Origin of the sequence: Mediterraneibacter agrestimuris, assembly GCF_943193195.1 — a bacterium.
Taxonomy (GTDB): domain Bacteria; phylum Bacillota; class Clostridia; order Lachnospirales; family Lachnospiraceae; genus Schaedlerella; species Schaedlerella agrestimuris.
This window is the reverse complement of record NZ_CALPDG010000003.1, coordinates 186,814-204,321: the sequence shown is the minus strand read 5'-3', so window position 1 is coordinate 204,321 and position 17,508 is coordinate 186,814. Positions and strand designations below refer to the sequence as shown.

At 39.9% G+C, this 17,508-nt stretch carries 20 protein-coding genes and 2 pseudogenes; 1 reads left to right on the top strand and 21 read right to left on the bottom strand.

Going from position 1 to position 17,508, the window contains the following annotated elements:
- Positions 1–139: 139 nt before the first annotated feature.
- The 19 genes and pseudogenes from NFS18_RS03160 to pcrA all read right to left on the bottom strand — a co-directional run bounded on the left by NFS18_RS03160 (position 140) and on the right by pcrA (position 15,310).
- A complete protein-coding gene (locus NFS18_RS03160) occupies positions 140–319 on the bottom strand; it encodes a helix-turn-helix domain-containing protein (RefSeq protein WP_251387833.1) in 180 nt (59 codons plus the stop codon).
- A gap of 218 nt (positions 320–537) precedes the next feature.
- Positions 538–726: a cysteine-rich KTR domain-containing protein gene (locus tag NFS18_RS03155; RefSeq protein WP_251387831.1), complete on the bottom strand. Its 189-nt coding sequence runs from the start codon at positions 724–726 to the stop codon at positions 538–540.
- Positions 727–741: 15 nt separating this feature from the next.
- Positions 742–1,032 (bottom strand): hypothetical protein, encoded by a 291-nt coding sequence (locus tag NFS18_RS03150; RefSeq protein WP_251387829.1) that lies wholly within the window; start codon positions 1,030–1,032, stop codon positions 742–744.
- Between the two features lie 2 nt (positions 1,033–1,034).
- The gene (locus NFS18_RS03145) at positions 1,035–1,331 is read right to left on the bottom strand and encodes a DUF2089 family protein (RefSeq protein WP_251387827.1); all 297 of its coding nucleotides are present in this window, start codon (positions 1,329–1,331) and stop codon (positions 1,035–1,037) included.
- A 136-nt stretch (positions 1,332–1,467) separates the two neighbouring features.
- Positions 1,468–1,632, bottom strand: a pseudogene (locus NFS18_RS03140) (helix-turn-helix domain-containing protein); the annotation flags it as partial.
- A gap of 22 nt (positions 1,633–1,654) precedes the next feature.
- Positions 1,655–1,888, bottom strand: coding sequence for a helix-turn-helix domain-containing protein (locus NFS18_RS03135; RefSeq protein WP_408631544.1), 234 nt, complete (start codon positions 1,886–1,888; stop codon positions 1,655–1,657).
- Positions 1,889–2,097: 209 nt separating this feature from the next.
- The gene (locus NFS18_RS03130) at positions 2,098–2,940 is read right to left on the bottom strand and encodes a hypothetical protein (RefSeq protein WP_251387825.1); all 843 of its coding nucleotides are present in this window, start codon (positions 2,938–2,940) and stop codon (positions 2,098–2,100) included.
- A pseudogene (locus NFS18_RS03125) lies at positions 2,927–3,367 on the bottom strand (RNA polymerase sigma factor). The gene NFS18_RS03130 and the pseudogene NFS18_RS03125 overlap by 14 nt, the downstream one beginning before the upstream one ends.
- Before the next feature lie 241 nt (positions 3,368–3,608).
- Positions 3,609–4,028, bottom strand: coding sequence for a hypothetical protein (locus tag NFS18_RS03120; protein ID WP_251387823.1), 420 nt, complete (start codon positions 4,026–4,028; stop codon positions 3,609–3,611).
- Between the two features lie 125 nt (positions 4,029–4,153).
- Positions 4,154–4,633 (bottom strand): flavodoxin, encoded by a 480-nt coding sequence (locus tag NFS18_RS03115; protein ID WP_251387811.1) that lies wholly within the window; start codon positions 4,631–4,633, stop codon positions 4,154–4,156.
- Positions 4,634–5,174: 541 nt separating this feature from the next.
- Positions 5,175–7,517, bottom strand: a complete 2,343-nt coding sequence (locus NFS18_RS03110) for a PIN domain-containing protein (RefSeq protein ID WP_251387802.1) — start codon at positions 7,515–7,517, stop codon at positions 5,175–5,177.
- Positions 7,518–8,167: 650 nt separating this feature from the next.
- Positions 8,168–8,626 carry a helix-turn-helix transcriptional regulator gene (locus tag NFS18_RS03105; protein WP_251387800.1) on the bottom strand — a complete coding sequence of 153 codons (459 nt, stop codon included), beginning with the start codon at positions 8,624–8,626 and terminating at the stop codon, positions 8,168–8,170.
- Between the two features lie 140 nt (positions 8,627–8,766).
- A complete protein-coding gene (locus NFS18_RS03100) occupies positions 8,767–9,144 on the bottom strand; it encodes a DUF5655 domain-containing protein (RefSeq protein ID WP_251387798.1) in 378 nt (125 codons plus the stop codon).
- 2 nt (positions 9,145–9,146) lie between these two features.
- A complete protein-coding gene (locus NFS18_RS03095) occupies positions 9,147–9,551 on the bottom strand; it encodes an iron chaperone (RefSeq protein ID WP_251387796.1) in 405 nt (134 codons plus the stop codon).
- An 18-nt stretch (positions 9,552–9,569) separates the two neighbouring features.
- Positions 9,570–9,920, bottom strand: a complete 351-nt coding sequence (locus NFS18_RS03090) for a DUF2200 domain-containing protein (protein WP_251387873.1) — start codon at positions 9,918–9,920, stop codon at positions 9,570–9,572.
- 115 nt (positions 9,921–10,035) lie between these two features.
- Positions 10,036–10,665, bottom strand: coding sequence for a CatB-related O-acetyltransferase (locus tag NFS18_RS03085; protein ID WP_251387788.1), 630 nt, complete (start codon positions 10,663–10,665; stop codon positions 10,036–10,038).
- Between the two features lie 452 nt (positions 10,666–11,117).
- The gene (gene rlmD, locus NFS18_RS03080) at positions 11,118–12,491 is read right to left on the bottom strand and encodes a 23S rRNA (uracil(1939)-C(5))-methyltransferase RlmD (protein WP_251387786.1); all 1,374 of its coding nucleotides are present in this window, start codon (positions 12,489–12,491) and stop codon (positions 11,118–11,120) included.
- 92 nt (positions 12,492–12,583) lie between these two features.
- The gene (locus NFS18_RS03075) at positions 12,584–12,823 is read right to left on the bottom strand and encodes a hypothetical protein (RefSeq protein ID WP_251387784.1); all 240 of its coding nucleotides are present in this window, start codon (positions 12,821–12,823) and stop codon (positions 12,584–12,586) included.
- Positions 12,824–13,072: 249 nt separating this feature from the next.
- Complete coding sequence (pcrA, locus tag NFS18_RS03070) at positions 13,073–15,310, bottom strand: DNA helicase PcrA (protein ID WP_251387782.1); 2,238 nt, start codon at positions 15,308–15,310, stop codon at positions 13,073–13,075.
- Between the two features lie 139 nt (positions 15,311–15,449).
- On the opposite strand from pcrA, the gene NFS18_RS03065 reads away from it, so the two are divergent.
- A complete protein-coding gene (locus NFS18_RS03065; RefSeq protein WP_251387780.1) occupies positions 15,450–16,067 on the top strand; it encodes a DUF1836 domain-containing protein in 618 nt (205 codons plus the stop codon).
- 79 nt (positions 16,068–16,146) lie between these two features.
- Here NFS18_RS03065 and NFS18_RS03060 read toward each other — a convergent pair whose 3' ends face one another.
- Both NFS18_RS03060 and NFS18_RS03055 read right to left on the bottom strand, forming a co-directional pair.
- Positions 16,147–16,437: a YerC/YecD family TrpR-related protein gene (locus NFS18_RS03060; RefSeq protein WP_251387778.1), complete on the bottom strand. Its 291-nt coding sequence runs from the start codon at positions 16,435–16,437 to the stop codon at positions 16,147–16,149.
- Positions 16,438–16,589: 152 nt separating this feature from the next.
- The gene (locus NFS18_RS03055; protein WP_251387776.1) at positions 16,590–17,315 is read right to left on the bottom strand and encodes a phosphatase; all 726 of its coding nucleotides are present in this window, start codon (positions 17,313–17,315) and stop codon (positions 16,590–16,592) included.
- Between the last annotated feature and the right edge of the window lie 193 nt (positions 17,316–17,508).

The following is a 17,508-nucleotide window of genomic DNA, read 5'->3' as shown; positions in this document are numbered from 1 at the left end:
GAAAGGCACAGGGAATCCCGTGCCAATTAAAAGAAACACTATATGTTGTAGTTGCTTGAGTTAGGTTGTTAACATTGATTGTAAAACAGCAAAACCACCCGGAACAGTTTTCTCTTTGCACTGCTCCGGGCGGAACCTTCTACCCCACAAACCGATAACCTCTCCCGATAATCGTCTGGATCAAATCCGGGTTCTTTAGTTTCCTTCTAAGCTGACAAATCACGTTATAGACCACATGCACACACCCTACCACATTCTCCTTCCAAACGGCACCATAAATCTGTTCCGTTGAAAGCACCCAACCGGGATACTGTGCCAAAAGGAGAAGTACATCAAATTCTTTTGGGATACAAACTGATTTCTTCTTCGTCTAATGTAACCGTACAGCACTGTGGATCTATGATAAGGTTGCCTCGTTGGATGACAGGCTGGCGTTCTATAGTCATTTATGAAAGCTTTTTGCCTCCCCTTATGCATCGAGTCAAAACTCTGTTAAAAAACAACAGAGCCAGCAACCTAAGAAAATGCTTCTATGGGTTACTGGCTCCGCGTCTTAGCGTCTGGCTCTTTGATAACAAATATATTCAGTTGTCGTGCGTCAATCATCGTTTCCTGTTTACATTTCGGGCAAAACAAAGGAAAATTCTCAAGTATTGTATTTTCATGAATCTTCAATCTTGTCTTACCACCGCAGACAGGGCAAAATATCCATTGTTCTTTTACCATGCCTTCCTCCTCTGCTTATTCAATATCTTTTGCTTTCATTTTATCCATTTCCGCCTGTTGGAGCTTTTTATACTTATCTCTGCCTGTTCCCCAATTTAGTAAGAAGATCGTATTAACTATAACAAAGGGAAAGAGATTATTACGAGTGAGTGGTATTCTGCCACTTACAAAAACAAAAATTGATCCTGCAAGAATAAGCACCGGGATAATACCGCCCCACAGAGGATTTTTTAACTTCGTACAAAGTAAATACTCTGCAATCATTAACACACCAGCAACAACAAATCCGATAATTAAAGTAGACATCCTTATTTCTCCTTTTCTTGCTTATATTTTTCAATAATTATCTTTGCAGTTTCTAAATCAATACGGGAATCCACTGCCAACCCTTTGATAAACGTCTGGAACGGCTCTTCTTCCTGCCGGTCATTCATCTCAATTTTTTGAATGAGCTTATCCAGGCGCAAGCGTACCGTTGGATACGACACTTCATACAGTTTAGCAATTTCCTTTAATGAACCTGATTTCAAAACAAAATTCTTTAAAAATGTAGCATCCTCCTGTTCCAGTGCAAGTATCCATTGTGGAATTTTATCTAGTTCCATTTTAATCCTCCTTTCATATTTTTATTAATAAAATTAAGTATAGCATAAATTTTATTAAAGTCAATACCAAGTTTTTGAGAAATTTTATTTAATCACAAGCTAAAAGCTGATAGCCACACCTGTTTCCAGATGCTTGCTACCAGCTCTTATTCTCACCCACAAACTGATACCCGCTGCCAACCCCGGTCTCTATATACCCATCCTCGATCTTCCTTCTAATGCTACTCATCACATTCACTACCGCAGCCTGACACTTATCACCCGACTCCTTCCAGACCGCTTCGTAGATTGCGGATTGTGAGAGAACACAGGATAGGTGTGTTTCAAAGACCCTCCGTTTCCTCTTTCGCTACCCTCTCCGTTTCCTCCAATGGAAAGTTTGGTATCTCCTCCAGCAGTTTCAATGCAATCTTCTGTTTCAAATCCTCATCCACATAAATTCTCATACTTCCATCCGGCTGCTTCTCTTTCACTGTGGCGAGTTCATCCATATAGGAATCGTAATGTTTAAGAATCCGCTCCATTGCCCATTTCTCCCCAGCAACAGCACCCTTAATTGTCTCGTAATCCAGTAAATTCTGTTGCCGTCCATAACTCCGTACCTCCGGTCGATTGATTTCTTACAGCATAGCATACAGATGTCTGACTATCAGAATATATGGAGTGCTTCAAAAAACGCAATACTTGGCTCTTACATATATAGTCAAATAAGGAAAAGTCCCTGATACAGGCTTACATGCACCAACGGTTTCTACCTTATCTAATCCTATTTCATGGAGTTAACTACTTCTTTCATTGTATCTGATGAAACACGGCCTTTTAATGTATATCGAATTCCGTTTGCCACAAATACCATCTGTGTCTGCGGCACATATATTTCCGACATTGCCTCCAAATCATCATCTTCAACCGTGTCCTGCAAAACATTTACTGTATACCCCTGTTCTGAGACAAAGGTTTCAACGTATTTAAAGTATCCCATATACTCCGTATCCAACTCCTGCTGCGCCGGATCAGATATAATTTCTACTTTCAGATCAATCGGGCTTTTATAAATATTCCCTTGCGTCCAAGCATACCACTCATCGTTTCCTTCCATAGTATTATCAATGGCCGATTCCTTCCATTCCCTGATATTACTTAAATCACCCATAATACATTCCTGAACATCAAGCACATGATATCCATCTCCTATCTTACTATAAAATACTTTCGTATATTCATTATCTGCCGCAAAATCTGTATCCAACAGTTGTATACCTAAATCTGTTTCTGCCTCCCATACAGAAGTATATTCTTTTTTGACGTCTCCATACTCCGTAACGTCTCCGTCCACTTCCTTCACCGCTACAACTTCCAGTGCTTCTAAATCCGGTATTGTTTTCTGATTCACTTTAATTTTTGAATAAAGTAGGGAGCCTGCGGCAAACGCTACCGTTCCAAACAGCACCACGCTCAAAATTGCTGCTACCGCACTGTATCTAACCCGATGTGTCATGTGATATGAACTCTTATTTGTCCTTTGGTAATAATCTGCCCTCTCAAGAAAATCAGGCACTAATTTCATATCACTCAACCCATTGTCAATGCAATCCTTAATCCTGCTCATCAAAATAATCCTCCTTTAATTTCTGTTTTAGCTGTTCTCTTGCTCTTTTTAAGCGAACTTTAACCGTTGATTCTTTTTTATCCAGTAATTCTGCGATTTCTTTAACAGATAGCTCCTGGTAATAATATAAAAGTACAACTTCTTTATACTTTGGTTTTAGATTACCAATTTCCGTAATCAGCCGCTCCCTGTCAATAATGCCATCATAATCCTCCGTGTATGAAAGCGTTGGAAACTATTCCTCCTTCTTTTCAGAGAACCATCTTGTCCGCATTTGGTTTTTGCACAAATTAATCGCAATCCGTATGATCCAGGTCTTTATAGATGATTGTTGTTTAAAATCTTCATAATTCATATATACCTGGAGAAACGTCTCCTGGGCAACATCCTCGGCAAGATGATAATCCTTTAAATAGATATAGCACATGCGCAGTATGCTATCTCCATACTCATTTATAAGTTCAGATATTATTTTTTCAGCCGGCATCCATCTTTCCTCCTTGATTATTAGACACATAAAATCAAGTATGGGTTACATTTTTCTCATTATAAAGATAATTTTATTTAATCAAACTCTTAACCCAAATTCTTTTTCACTAAAACCATCTATAAAAAAACGGCTGTAAGCATTTCCACAATGCCAACAGCCATTCTACTAACCATTGTTTTTAATACACCTCATCAAAATATCCAATGAATATGCTCATCCGCAACAGCCCGTCCTTAATCGAAAATGTCACATTCTCCGCCCGTTCTGCAATCTCTTTTAGCAACGTCAGCGCCTCCCTGTCACAGAACTCAAAATGTGTCTGATACAGGTCTATGGTAGCCTGCCATTTCTGATAATCCACCTCGCCCCGTACCTTTCCGCCAAACTGCCGCACATAGGCATCACATTCTCCAAGCAGGTATTCGTAATCCTCTTTTTCCTTTGGAACCACACGCTTTGGGATTTTATCCATTTCTTCTTTGTATGCCTGGAAGAATCCAATATCCTTCAATGCGTCTAAAAAGTCCTGTCCTTTCGCCTTATCATTTCTCTCCCGAAATTCCTCTCCGTAATCTTTCTCGTATACTACATTTTCCATGCTTCGCACCCTTTCCTGTAGAACAATTTACCACTACGGGTAGGATGTTACCATAGATTTCTTATTATTCGTTGTCATGAAAGATAACTTTATGGGTCTATATTGATAACTTTGTTAGTCTGATCTTAGATACCAAATCCCTCTGCCCAAGCTTTGAGTTCTTCCGCACTGGCATCCGCAGGGAACCTTTTTCCTTCTTTCAGCTCTGCTCCCGGACAAGAACCTGCCAGCTCTTTGTTTGTGTTCCCCATGCCACTACTGCCGGAAGTAGCCAGCGGGATGATCGTCTTGCCAGTCAGGTCATACTGCTCCATAAACGAGTTTACGATGGTCGGGGCGACATACCACCAGATAGGGAAGGCTGTGAAAACCACCTGGTACTGCTCCATATTCTCCACTTTGTTTGCCACCGCCGGTCGGAAAGACTTGTCATTCATTTCCACACTGCTGCGGCTCTTTTTATCCATCCAGTTCAAATCCGCTTCTGTGTAAGGAACCTCCGGCTGAATCTCATACAAATCTGCCCCGATTGCCTTTGCAAGCCGTTCTGCCAGCTTCGCTGTTACCCCGCTGGCACTGAAATATGCCACTAATACCTTGCTCATAATCAATACCTCATCTTTCCTGAAAATCATATTTTATCGCTGTGTTTTATCATAGAATACCATAAATTTGAGTGAAATGCACCCTTTCGTTTTTTGAGTAGGGTAATCGTTAAATTTGCACCCTCCAGACATCAGAGGGTGCATTGTATCAAATTGTGGTACGCAAGCCAGTAAGAGAGTGCGCCAATAACTGTCTATTCCCATCTGTACAATTTAGAAAAAACATATAATTTAACGAAACTTCCTGCCAACAAAAATGTTTTTGAATTCTATCCCGAAGAACAAATTGTTTCACAAAACATATATCATGGAAAATATATCTACATTTTTCAATCATCCAAACCCTTTGATTTAGCGGACTTATTGAGTCAGAAAACAAATTCTTTCAACGTATGTCATACGGCTATATTCTTTAACGAAAGTATCTATTGAATATAGGATGGGTAAACATTTTCTGTGTTTTATCCCACGAATAATTTCTCACCTTATCAAACATAGAAGTACTCGAACTCAATCGATATCTGCACTCGCATTATTTGAATCATTTTGTTTTAGCACCGTCGTTGATTAATTCTGACATTGATGTATTCTTTATTGATGTATTAACCACTTCTTCTACCCTCTCACTTGCTAACGATGTATCAGCTACTCCCACAATCTCAGATAATGGGCTGTCCATTTCTTTCATTCTCCTACTTTCACACAGTACATCAGCTGCTCTCGCAACCTCAGACAGCGGGCTAATCACCTCCGCTATCTTTGCGCCTGACGACAATGCATCAGTTACTCCTGCAACCTCAGATAGTGTTCTCGTTATTTCTGCTATCCTTGTGCCTGCCGACAGTGCATCAGACATCCCTGCAACCTTAGACAGCGGGCTCGTTATTTCTGCTATCCTTGTGCCTGACGACAGTGCATCAATCCCTGCAACCTTGGACAGCGGGCTCGTTATTTCTGCTATCTTTGCGCCTGCTGACAGTGCATCAGACATCCCTGCAACCTTAGACAGCGGGCTCGTTATTTCTGCTATCTTTGCGCCTGACGATAATGCATCAGTTACTCCTGCAACCTTGGACAGCGGGCTCGTTATTTCTGCTATCCTTGTGCCTGCCGACAGTGCATCAATTCCTGCAACCTTGGACAGCGGGCTCGTTATTTCTGCTATCTTTGCGCCTGACGATAGTGCATCAGTTACTCCTGCAACTTTGGACAGCGGGCTCGTTATTTCTGCTATCTTTGCGCCTGACGACAGTGCATCAGTTACTCCTGCAACCTTGGACAGCGGGCTAATCACCTCCGCTATCTTTGTTCTTGCCGACCATGCATCAGTTACTCCTACAATCTCAGACAGTGGTCTTGTTAATCCTGCTATCCTTGTGCCTGCCGACAGTGCATCAGACACTCCTGCAATTCCAGATAGTGATTGAGCTAATTCCGTAACCCTCGCATTAGTTAAAAATGGATCTATTGTCCTCCCATAAATTCCTGCATTTTGTTGAATACCCCGGTCTAATTCACTTATATTCTCCATACAGTTCTGGTCTATTTTAATCTTATCTTGGTATTTCACCATTTCTTTACTGGCAGCAATGATTTCTCTACATGAATGTTTTTGATTGCCTTTTTTCACAATGTCCCAAATTTTGGGTTCTATATGAAGTGTATCCACTATCTCTATCTCAACACTTTCTATTTCATTTTCTGTTGAGTATTCTTCTGTCAAGAGTCTTAGTTTGCCATCCAACGCAATTGCCAATTTTCCATCAATCCTTTGGTTCTCACCATTCTCATCATCTATAAAATCCGCAAGAATACTAATATCTAAATCTATATAATATATTACTTTTTTGTCTTCTTTATCAACAGATACGTCCCTAATAGCCCAATAAATTTCCTCGTTCTCTACATTAAGTAACCACTCCTCCAACAGTTCCTGTGCATCCACTGTTACTAAGAATTTTTCTATATTTTTCTCTATCTCTTCCTCGTATTGCTCCAATTGATTATCAATATACTCCTTGGCTGACAATTGCAATGCACTTTTAGATTGCCCTATCTTCAACTCTTCCGCTAAGTAAGAGAAAAACTTTTCCAAAGTCAAAAAATGAACATCCAATAAGGGATTATATTCCTTAAACTCATTTAACAATTCTTTTCTTAATTCAATGGGAGATTCTTTATCTTTTTCCCACCAATCTTCTTTAATATCATTGCAAATAAACAGAATATTTGCGCTTTTTCCTTTCGCCACTGTAATAATACTTTTCCAAACAAATAAATCCCCATATTTATCTGCTCCCCCCTTGGCATAATCCATATATCCGGGTGGAATTAAATTATCAAAACGAAGTTGTCCTTCTTGCAAAATGTGCATTTTTTGAGAAAATAAAAGTTCCCCTTCCACACAACCTTGCTTTACTAACAGATCAACAAACTCTTTTACCCTATCATTTTGTAAGAAATCAATATTGAGTTGTATTTCTGTTTTATGCTTATTTTCAAAATCCTTTATAATTCTCTGTATATCTACTATTTTTTCATCTAAATCACTCTGCAATTTCGATATATCAGTATAATTGTGTTTCCTATATTCACTCGTTTTCGTATGTATATCCTCTTGAAGCCTTCTTACAGCTTCAGACAACTCTTTACTAACTTTTTGATACTTCTTTCTCTCACTTCCACATATAGCCTGATAATTTCTCAAATATTCATCATAAACTTGTCTTGGTATATAAACATCATCTTTAACCCGCTTTAGAGCTTCTATTATATCCAAGCTAATATTGGCTGGTTGTCTGTATAATTCCAATAATATATTTGTGTCTAAAACTATTATGTGTCTTTTTCCTCTAATATTTCTAAATGACTCTATGCTTATCATATTCTCTCTTCACTCTCTTTTACTTTTAATCTATTGCACTCCGTAAAATGTACAGCACTAACATTCATTGAATACCTTAACCTATATTACATTACCACATAACACAATCTTAGCATAAATTTTAGCCAAAGCATCTATAATTTAATAATTATACTCAATAATCCTCCATTTCTCAACCAAATTTCACATAAAGGCCGGAAAATCACTACCATCTCTATCTATCATATCTTTAAATTAAATTCAGTCCAATCTCCGTCCCTCTCCAAGAACATCCTCTAAACGGGGTGTGCATCTTTTAATTTTGCCTTTGAGGGATGTGCAAGGGTGTGCATAATTTGCACACCCCCGTGTTCACCTGCACCCGGTACAAGGCAAAAAAATAGCCCCGGTGATTCATATTTCACCGAAAGCATGGAATTACATTATTTTTGAGTGTTCATGCGCGTTAAATTGTATCAATTAAGCAGTTTTGATTTCTATCGGGACACTGATTTTGATACAATTTGATTTTCCCTCAAACATTTTAATTTTGCCTGTTGGGGTGTGCAAATTGGGGAAGGCAAAATTAAAAGGTTTGGAAATGGCACTAAGACTGAAAAAACTCCCTGCCGCCTAGATTTTGCTCAAGGCAGCAGGGAGTTATGATTCTTCTACGATTTCTCCTTTCTGGCTTTCCACACCTTCGCCAGGATATCCTTCAAAACCAGAAAGGCATCCAGCTCACTGTATCCATATTCCGTCTTCAGTTCATCGAGCATAATGCTTAACCGCACCACATAGTTTGCCGTATTGACCTCCTTCTGATAGTTCAGCAGAATCGGATATTTTTTGCCCCAGGCATTTGTCCAGTCAATTTTTTCCTCAAGTTCTTCGTTTGTCCGGTCAATGATCTGCTGGATTTCCTTCACATCCACATCAAATTCGATCAGTTCATCCAGCGAAACGTTATACAGCAGAGCCATCTTCTTGGACTGGCGGATATCCGGCAGTGTTTCATCCGTTTCCCATTTTGAAATTGTCTGCCTGCTTACCCCAAGCTTCTCAGCAACCGCCTCCTGGGAAAGCCCGCTTTTTTTCCGTGCATGGAACAGACTGTTTCCTAATTTCATCTCATCACCTCATTCGATTTTGATAAGGCAAGGATACTGTTGTAAAGAATAAAAAGCTACCAATTATACCTTGCAGTTTTGCACGTTTTCCTGACATCACACTGCGGGCAAAAGCCCAGCTCTGCAAATTAGTATATGCATCACTTTGTGTTGGAGAAAACTGCGGCCTCCTTGATCCATGCCATCAGGTCATCATCAATCTCTTCCGTATCCACTACCAGAAGATGGTGTGTCCAGCGGTTCGGATATGGCTCTGTCGCTATTTCTACCCTTGGAGATTCCAGTTTGTGATCTAATCCAAATGTCACAACAATATAACTTGCCGGACAATCCTTCTTTTTCCTTACCCTTGCAAAAGAAACACAGGCAAATAAGTGTTTGTTATAAAATGAAATCTGGCTCTTTTGAACCTTTATATGCACATTTTCTATTTCTTTCAAGATTCGATTTTCCAAAGCCTCATATAAAGGCACCGCATCCATATGTTTATCAAAGAAAAGCAAGCTGTCAGCATTCATGATCATTCGTTTCCTTTCTCACACCATCTGGCAATTTCCGATATTAATTCCAGCGGCAATGGCTTATCATATGGAAGCTGTATAGCTCCCTTACTGGTTTTATATTCCTTAAGCCTTCCTGCAAAAGTTTCTACAGCTTCAGGGCCTGGATACAGTCCAATATGCTTTTTGAAAGCGGCAAACTGAATCAGATTCCGTTTTTTCCAGTAAGTTGGCATACTCCACGATATTTTTTGCACTGCGTCAGGCAATGCAGCTTTCACCGCACTGTTAATTTGCCGCAGATACGGCTGAGCCTCATCTGGCTGCCGTTCAATATATTCTTCTATGGTTGCCGGAGCCGGACCGCAATAGTGATCCTGATTTGTCTTTTTAAATGTACGTCCGCACTTTGGACATTCCCACATAGCTCTGTCTTTCCTTCCTTAACTCCGCAAAATTTTATCCATCGCTTTTCCCTTCGCCAGTTCATCAATCAGCTTATCTAAATACCTGATTTCCTGCAGCAACGGTTCTTCAATTGCTTCCACACGCACACCGCACACGGATCCTTTGATTAATTTTCTGTTCGGATTCAATTTAGGGGCATTTAGGAAAAAATCCCCGTATGTGACGGGGTTTTCCGCCGCATATGCAATTCCTTCTTTATCATATCCTGTCAGCCAGAAGATTATTTCTTCTACCTCTTCTAAAGTCCTGCCCTTCTTTTCCGCTTTTGTCACCAGCAGCGGATATACTTTTCCGAAACTTATTGCATATATTTTTTGATTCTCCATACCTGTTCTTCCCCACTTCATTTGTTCATGCAAACACAGCTCTTCCATGTACATTTGAAAGAAATCCTCACCGCCAGATGTCTCCGGCAATGAGGACTCCATCCTTATAAAATTATTACTTCAATTCATGAACACAGCCTCGCTTGATTGCACTGATATTTTCAGTAATCCTCTCCCTTGGCCAGTCCCACCATTTGATTTCCAACAATTCTGAGATTGTCTCATCAGGAAAACGCTTTCTGATCATCCTGGCTGGCACTCCGCCTACAATCGCATAAGGCGGAACATCCTTTGTCACAACAGCTCTCGTTCCGACAATTGCTCCATCTCCAATCGTGACTCCTGCCATGATGACAGCCTCGTAGCCGATCCACACATCGTTGCCGATAACAATATCTCCTTTATTATCCCAGGAATCTGTAACTTCTTCCCGCGCAAGTCCCCACTCTTCAAAAAAGAGCGGAAACGGATAGGTCGACAGGGAAGAAAGTGTGTGGTTGGCGCTGTTGAATATAAACTTAGCGCCACAGGCAATGGAAGTGAACTTTCCGATCATCAGCTTGTCATGATTGATCGGATAATGGTACAACACATTATTCTTTTCAAACTGTGTTGGGTCATTCACAAAATCATTATACATCGTGTATTCGCCCACGCTGATATTGGGATTTGTGATCACGCTATTCAAATAAACCGTTTCTTTATCTCCCGTCCTGGGATATATCTTTCTTTCCGAAATAGCCATAAAAACCTCCTGATTTTCTATATTTTTATCCGACTATTCCGGTTACTGCAATGCAGCGTTTCACCTCATATCACCTCATTGTCTTTTGCTTTATTTATCAATTAACAGCTGGAACACTGGAATCTATCTCTTTCGTGCTAACTATTCAAGTTGAGGAACAGCTCGACCTGTGCTTTCCGTGCCCGTTTCCCATTGATGATACCGTCCACCTAGGCAAGCCAGTCCTTTGCTGTATCATACCGCCGTACTCCCAATGGCAATCTGCATTCTATTCTCATCTATACCTTTTAGCAAAACTCAAACATTTTAGCGAAACCCATACAATTTAGCGAAACTCCATTTCAGCAAATTATCTTTGAACCCCACTCCGGAAAACAAGCCGTCTCACCAAACATATTTCACGTGAGATACAGCAACATTTTTTCTTTTAATCGGCAGAAACCTTTGATTTACTAGGCTTTTTTCGACAGCAGAACGACTGTTTCCACATGCACTGTCTGGCAAAACTGATCTACAGCCACACACTTCACCACCTCATACCCTCTGTCCTGTATCAGCGCCAAATCTCTCGCAAGACTTGTTACCTTACAGGAAATATACACAATCTTATCCACTTGATAATCCAGTATCTTTGGAAGTGCCTTCGGGTGTATACCATCTCTCGGTGGATCCAGAACAATTACATCCGGCTTTTCCTCTATTTCATCTAAAACCTGAAATACATCTCCTGCAATAAACTTACAGTTATGCAAACCATTTCTTGCTGCATTTTCTTTCGCAGCCTCCACAGCCTCCTCAATAATTTCAACACCAATTACCTGTTTTGCCACTGGAGCAAGTATCTGCGAAATAGTTCCCGTTCCACTAAATAAATCAAATACGGTCAAACCTTGAATATCCCCGATATATTCCCGTACCGTATTATACAGCACTTCAGCACCACGTGAATTCGGCTGAAAAAAAGAAAACGGTGTAATCTTAAATTCCAAATTCAATAGTTTCTCATAGAAAAAATCCTGTCCGTACAAAATTCTCGCCTCATCACTTTGTACCACATCTGACAAGGAATCATTCAAAATATGAAGGATTCCTACTATCTTTCCGTCCAGCCTCAATTTCAGAAGTTGTTCCACCAATGGTTGTAAATCATATTCTTCCTGCGTTGTTGTAACCAGATTCACCAGAATCTCTCCTGTTATATCTCCACGACGCAAAAGCAAATGCCTAAGATACCCTATATGCTGCACTTTTTTATAATACGGTATACCAGCCTTTGTAAAATGCTCTAATACACATTGCAAAATTTCTGTCATATCTGAATGTACCAGCTTGCAATCTGCGGTAGTCAGCACATCATAACTACTTCCCTTCTTGTGAAGTCCAAGCGAGAGCGGTCCGTCCTTGTATTCATCACCAAAGGAGAATTCCATTTTATTCCGATAGGAAAATTCTTTTGGACTCGCTTTGATTCCTTCAAATTCATATGTCCGTCCGGGAAGCAGTGCACAGTCAATAATTTCTTTCATCTGCTGTGCTTTCATTTCTAATTGTGCTTTATAATCCATTGTCTGGTACATACAACCTCCACATGCCGGAAACTGACTACACACAGGCTTTCTCGTCTCCAGTGGGGACTGCTCAAGCACTTCTAAAAGACGACCTTCTGTCTTTCCTCTTTTAAACTTATTAATTGCAAAACGAACCCGCTGTCCCGGAATACCATTCTTCACAGTTACATAACAATCCTCCTCCGGAACATATATTTTTCCTTTATTTGGAAACTCTATCTTTTTTATCACACCTTCAAATATCTGTTTCTTTTTCATTTCACATCTCCTGCTGTTCATAAAAGAAAACAGGGTGCAGCACACTGCATCCTGTTTTCCTGCTTTTCCATCAGACTACCAATAATAAAGAATTAAATCTGATCCTCTTCACTGAAATAATCATCAAAATCATCATCGAAATCATCTTCAAAATCTTCTAAATAATCCGGTGTAAAGAATTTATATACACCATATGCTATTGCTGCAATTGCTGCAATCAGACCGATGATCGCCAGAATCCAGATGATTGTATTTTTTTTCTTTTCTTCCTCTTTTCTATTAAGAAGATCTTTTAACTTGGTTTCTGCGATCAGCTCTTCTACTCTATTCATAATGCTCCATCCTTTCTGTCTGATGTTCTTTCTTTATATTATAACACTAACATTTTCAGATTACTACTAAATTCTACTTGAATTTTCATCCTTTGTGTTATCACTGTTGCTGTCCACTCAAGTCTGCACATTTCCTGCAATGACCGTAAGAAAGCACATAGTTACAGGATGAAAATTCGTTCTGAGTTATTTAACATTAAGTGAATGAAACTGTATATCAGTCTCTCTTAATACATTTGTATAGAACAATTATAATTTCTGAAGCTTCGCAAAAGAAGCGAACATTTTTTTAACACCTACGGTATCAAACTCTACAGTTACCTCATAATCCCTTCCGCCTTCGATGATATCCCGTACTGTGCCCTCACCAAACTTAATATGGCGCACCCTGTCTGCTACTGAATAATCCAACTTTTTCTGACCACCTGCTCCAAACTGCTTCACTGGCTTTGGGGCAGAATATTTCTGAAATGCATTCTGCTTAAATACCTGTCTTGCCTGTGCAAATGCATTCTGTTTTGGAACTTCAATGTCTTCGTCAAAATGAATTGTGCCCCGCTCCAGAAGATCCATCGGAATTTCCTTCAAAAACCGGGACATTTTATTATATTGTGTCTCTCCGCGTACCATACGTCTTCTCGCACAGCTTACTGTCAATTCCTGCTCAGCTCTTGTAATTCCCACATAACAGAGACGGCGTTCTTCTTCCAAATCTTCAGAATTATCAGAGGTGATCGTCATATAACTCGGAAACAGTCCATCTTCCAGACCAGCCAGATATACATGCGGAAATTCCAGACCTTTGGCACTGTGAAGTGTCATCAATACCACATAATCCTGCTCTTCATCTAATGAGTCAATATCTGCCACAAGCGCCACTTCCTCCAAAAATCCACTCAAGGTAGGCGGTGTATCTTCATCCTCACACGCTTCTTCATAAGCTGCTATTTTACTCAGCAACTCATCTATATTTTCAATTCGTGCCTGTGCTTCTTCATGATTTTCCGCTTCCAGTGAATCTATGTATCCTGTTTTTTCAATAATCTCTTTCATCAAATCGGAAATGCTGATTTCTACACTTCTCGTTTTGAAATACTCAATCAGCGCCACAAAGGAATCTAGCTTCGCTGCACCGCGCCCAATACCAGGAATCAAATCCAACCCTTTCAGTGCTTCATAAAATCCAATATTCCTCTCTGCAGCAGATTCCTGTACTCGGTTAATAGTTGTAAGACCAATTCCTCGTTTCGGCACATTGATAATTCTCCGCACTGCCAGATCATCCTGTCCATTATCAATGGTTTTTAAATATGCCAGCAGGTCTTTGATTTCTCTTCGTGCATAGAAATTCACACCACCCACAATTTTATACGGAATATTACAAGCTACGAATTTTTCTTCAAAAAGACGGGACTGTGCATTGGTTCTGTACAAAACTGCAAAATCATTATATGCCCCGCCGTCTCTGACCAGTTTCTGAACTTCCTCAGCAACATACTCTGCCTCGTCATACCCCGTATCAAACTGACGGAAATGAATCCTCTCTCCTTCTTCATTGTCTGTCCAAAGTGTCTTATCCTTTCGGCCGTGATTATTACGGATAACCGCATTAGCAGCATTCAGAATATTGCTCGTGGAACGATAGTTCTGCTCCAATTTGATTACTCGTGCGCTCTGAAATTCCTTTTCAAAATTCAGGATATTCTTTATATTAGCCCCCCTGAACTTATAAATGGACTGGTCATCATCACCAACCACACAAAGATTCTGGTATTTCGCCGCCAAAAGACTTACAAACTTAAACTGTACCGTATTCGTATCCTGATACTCATCTACCATAATATAGCGGAACCGTTCCTGATAAGATGTAAGCACATCCGGATTTGTCTGGAACAACTGCACCGTTTTCATCAACAAATCATCAAAATCCAACGCATTGTTCGCTTTGAGCTGTTTCTCATACTCCCAATATACCTTGGCAATCTTCTGCTGTCCAAAGTCCCCCGCCGCATTCATCTCAAACTCAGATGGTGTAATCATCTCATCCTTCGCGGATGAGATTGCGCCCAAAAGACTTCTCTCTTTGTATACCTTTGTGTCTATATTCAATCTCCGGCACACTTCCTTCATCAATGTTTTCTGGTCATCTGCATCATAAATCGTAAAATTAGTATCATACCCGATCCGGTCAATATAACGGCGCAGAATCCGTACACAGGTGGAATGGAATGTACTTACCCAGATACTCTCTGCCCCAAAATCTATCAGGCTGTCCACTCGCTCCCGCATCTCTCCTGCTGCTTTATTTGTAAATGTAATAGCCAGAATGTTCCACGGATTCACCCCTTTTTCCCCAATCAGATATGCAATTCTATGGGTCAGCACTCGGGTCTTTCCCGATCCCGCCCCCGCCAGTATCAGAAGCGGACCATCTGTGTGATATACTGCCTCTCTCTGCTGTTCATTTAACGAATCATAAATACTCATAAAAATCTCCTGTTATTTTCTTCTGGTGTTGATTTAATATGTTTCTTCTATTATCGAATACATGTTCTCTTTTGTCAACTATATTTTAACTTGCCATCTGGTTTTGAATACTATATAATAACACTATCGAGGTGATAACATGAATATTAATTCCGACAACGTATTAGAAAGCATTCTGGAAAGTCTGTCCCGGATTGATTACATCCATCCTGCAGATATTCCTGATATCGAACTATACATGGATCAGGTCACAACGTTTATGGATGCCCATCTCTCTTCTACCAAACGTTATGAAGAAGACAAGATTCTGACTAAGACCATGATTAACAATTATGCCAAGAACAACCTGATGCCCCCTCCGAATAAAAAGAAGTATTCCAGAGAGCACATCCTTGTTCTGACATTTATCTATTATTTTAAAAATATCCTTGCCATCAAAGATATTGAAACTCTTTTAAAGCCGCTTACGGACAAATATTTCTGTTCCATTGAGGCCTTTGATCTTACTGCGATTTATGAGGAAATCTGCTCTGTAGAAAAGTCTCAGATTCCTGCCCTCTGCGAAGAAATGAAAGCAACATTTGCACAAGCGCAAAACTCTTTCCCAGAAGCACCGGAAGAAGAACGAACATATCTTCAGAATTTTTCTCTGATTTGCAGTCTGGGCTTTGATGTTTACGTAAAAAAACAAATCATTGAAAAACTGTTAGACATACTCCCAGAGTTTCATGAATCCGAATCAAAAAAACTAAAATAATCATAGAAAAACTACAGTACATCCCACAAATATGTACTGTAGTTTTTTATCCATTTTTGATTCATCTATGACTTGTCTGTTATTCTTCCTCAATTCGGTTAAATACCATATCATATCCGTCATTTCCGTAATTTAAAGAACGGTTGACACGGCTGATTGTTGCCGTAGATGCTCCTGTCTTCTCTGCAATCTCCAAGTATGTCCGCTTCTCCCGCAGCATCTTCGCCACCTCAAACCGTTGTGAAAGTGATAATAATTCATTGATTGTACAAATATCCTCAAAAAATGTGTAGCACTCTTCCTTATCCCTCAAACTCAATATTGCGCTAAAAAGATAGTCTACGGACTCTGTTCTTATTTTCTTACTCATAATCCAGTTCTCCTTTGTTACTCAAAGACTATTTAATATTTTAGCACAGTAAACTTTTAAAGTCTACCTTTTCAGAGAATTTTACATAACAAGTTATGATACCTTGTTTTCCGGCAGAACTGTTATCCAATCCAATTCTTTATAAATTTGCATCACCATTGTTTATAACAATTTAGATATGGTTTTAATTTTTCCCAGTCTGTCGTCATAATTAATTCTTCAGGAAAATTACATTCTTCCAAAACCTCTTCTACATAACAAAAATTACCTGCATCTGCATCTACGTGTGCATCACTTCCCGTCGTCACCGGAACCTCATATTTTTTACAGTACATCAGCATTTCCTTTAGATTCTCACGTGTTCCTTTGCGGAAACTTGCCGGACGTAAAGAAGAATTGTTCAGTTCCAGCAGCGTTTCCGTTTCTTTTGCTGCTTTCACGATTGTTTCATAATCTACCGGAAATCTTCCGTCATCCGGATGTCCGATAATATTGATGTAAGGTTTCTTCATCACTTCCAGACAGGCTCTTGTATTCTCCTCTTTACTATGCTCAAGCCCATAGCATGGAACATGAATACTGGCTACCACAATATCCAAGTCTTTGCATATATTTTCCGAAAGATCAATCGAACCGTCCGGTGTCAGAATGTTAACCTCTGCACCGAACAGCATACGCATACCTTCCATCTCCCGTGGTATTACATCCAAGTTTTGAAAATAATATAAACCACAGGTTCCTGGCATATCTGGTGCATGCTCTGTCAGTGCCAGCGCACTAAGCCCTTTTCTCTTTGCCGCTGCAGCCATTTCCCTAATGGTACTGTATGCATGACCGCTCATCAGACTATGAGCGTGTGTATCTGCCATAAACTTCATATGATATCTTCCTCCATTCAGTCATTATGCGGATAAGTATAACACATTTTCATACAGGTACACAAGCAAGGATCCAGCCTATAATAAGCCACCTGTTTTTACAAAAGGAAAAAGAGTCACATTGCTGTGACTCAAGGGGGAAAAAGTTTATGAAAAAGTGTTCTTATCTTTGAACAATTTTAGTATATCGTTC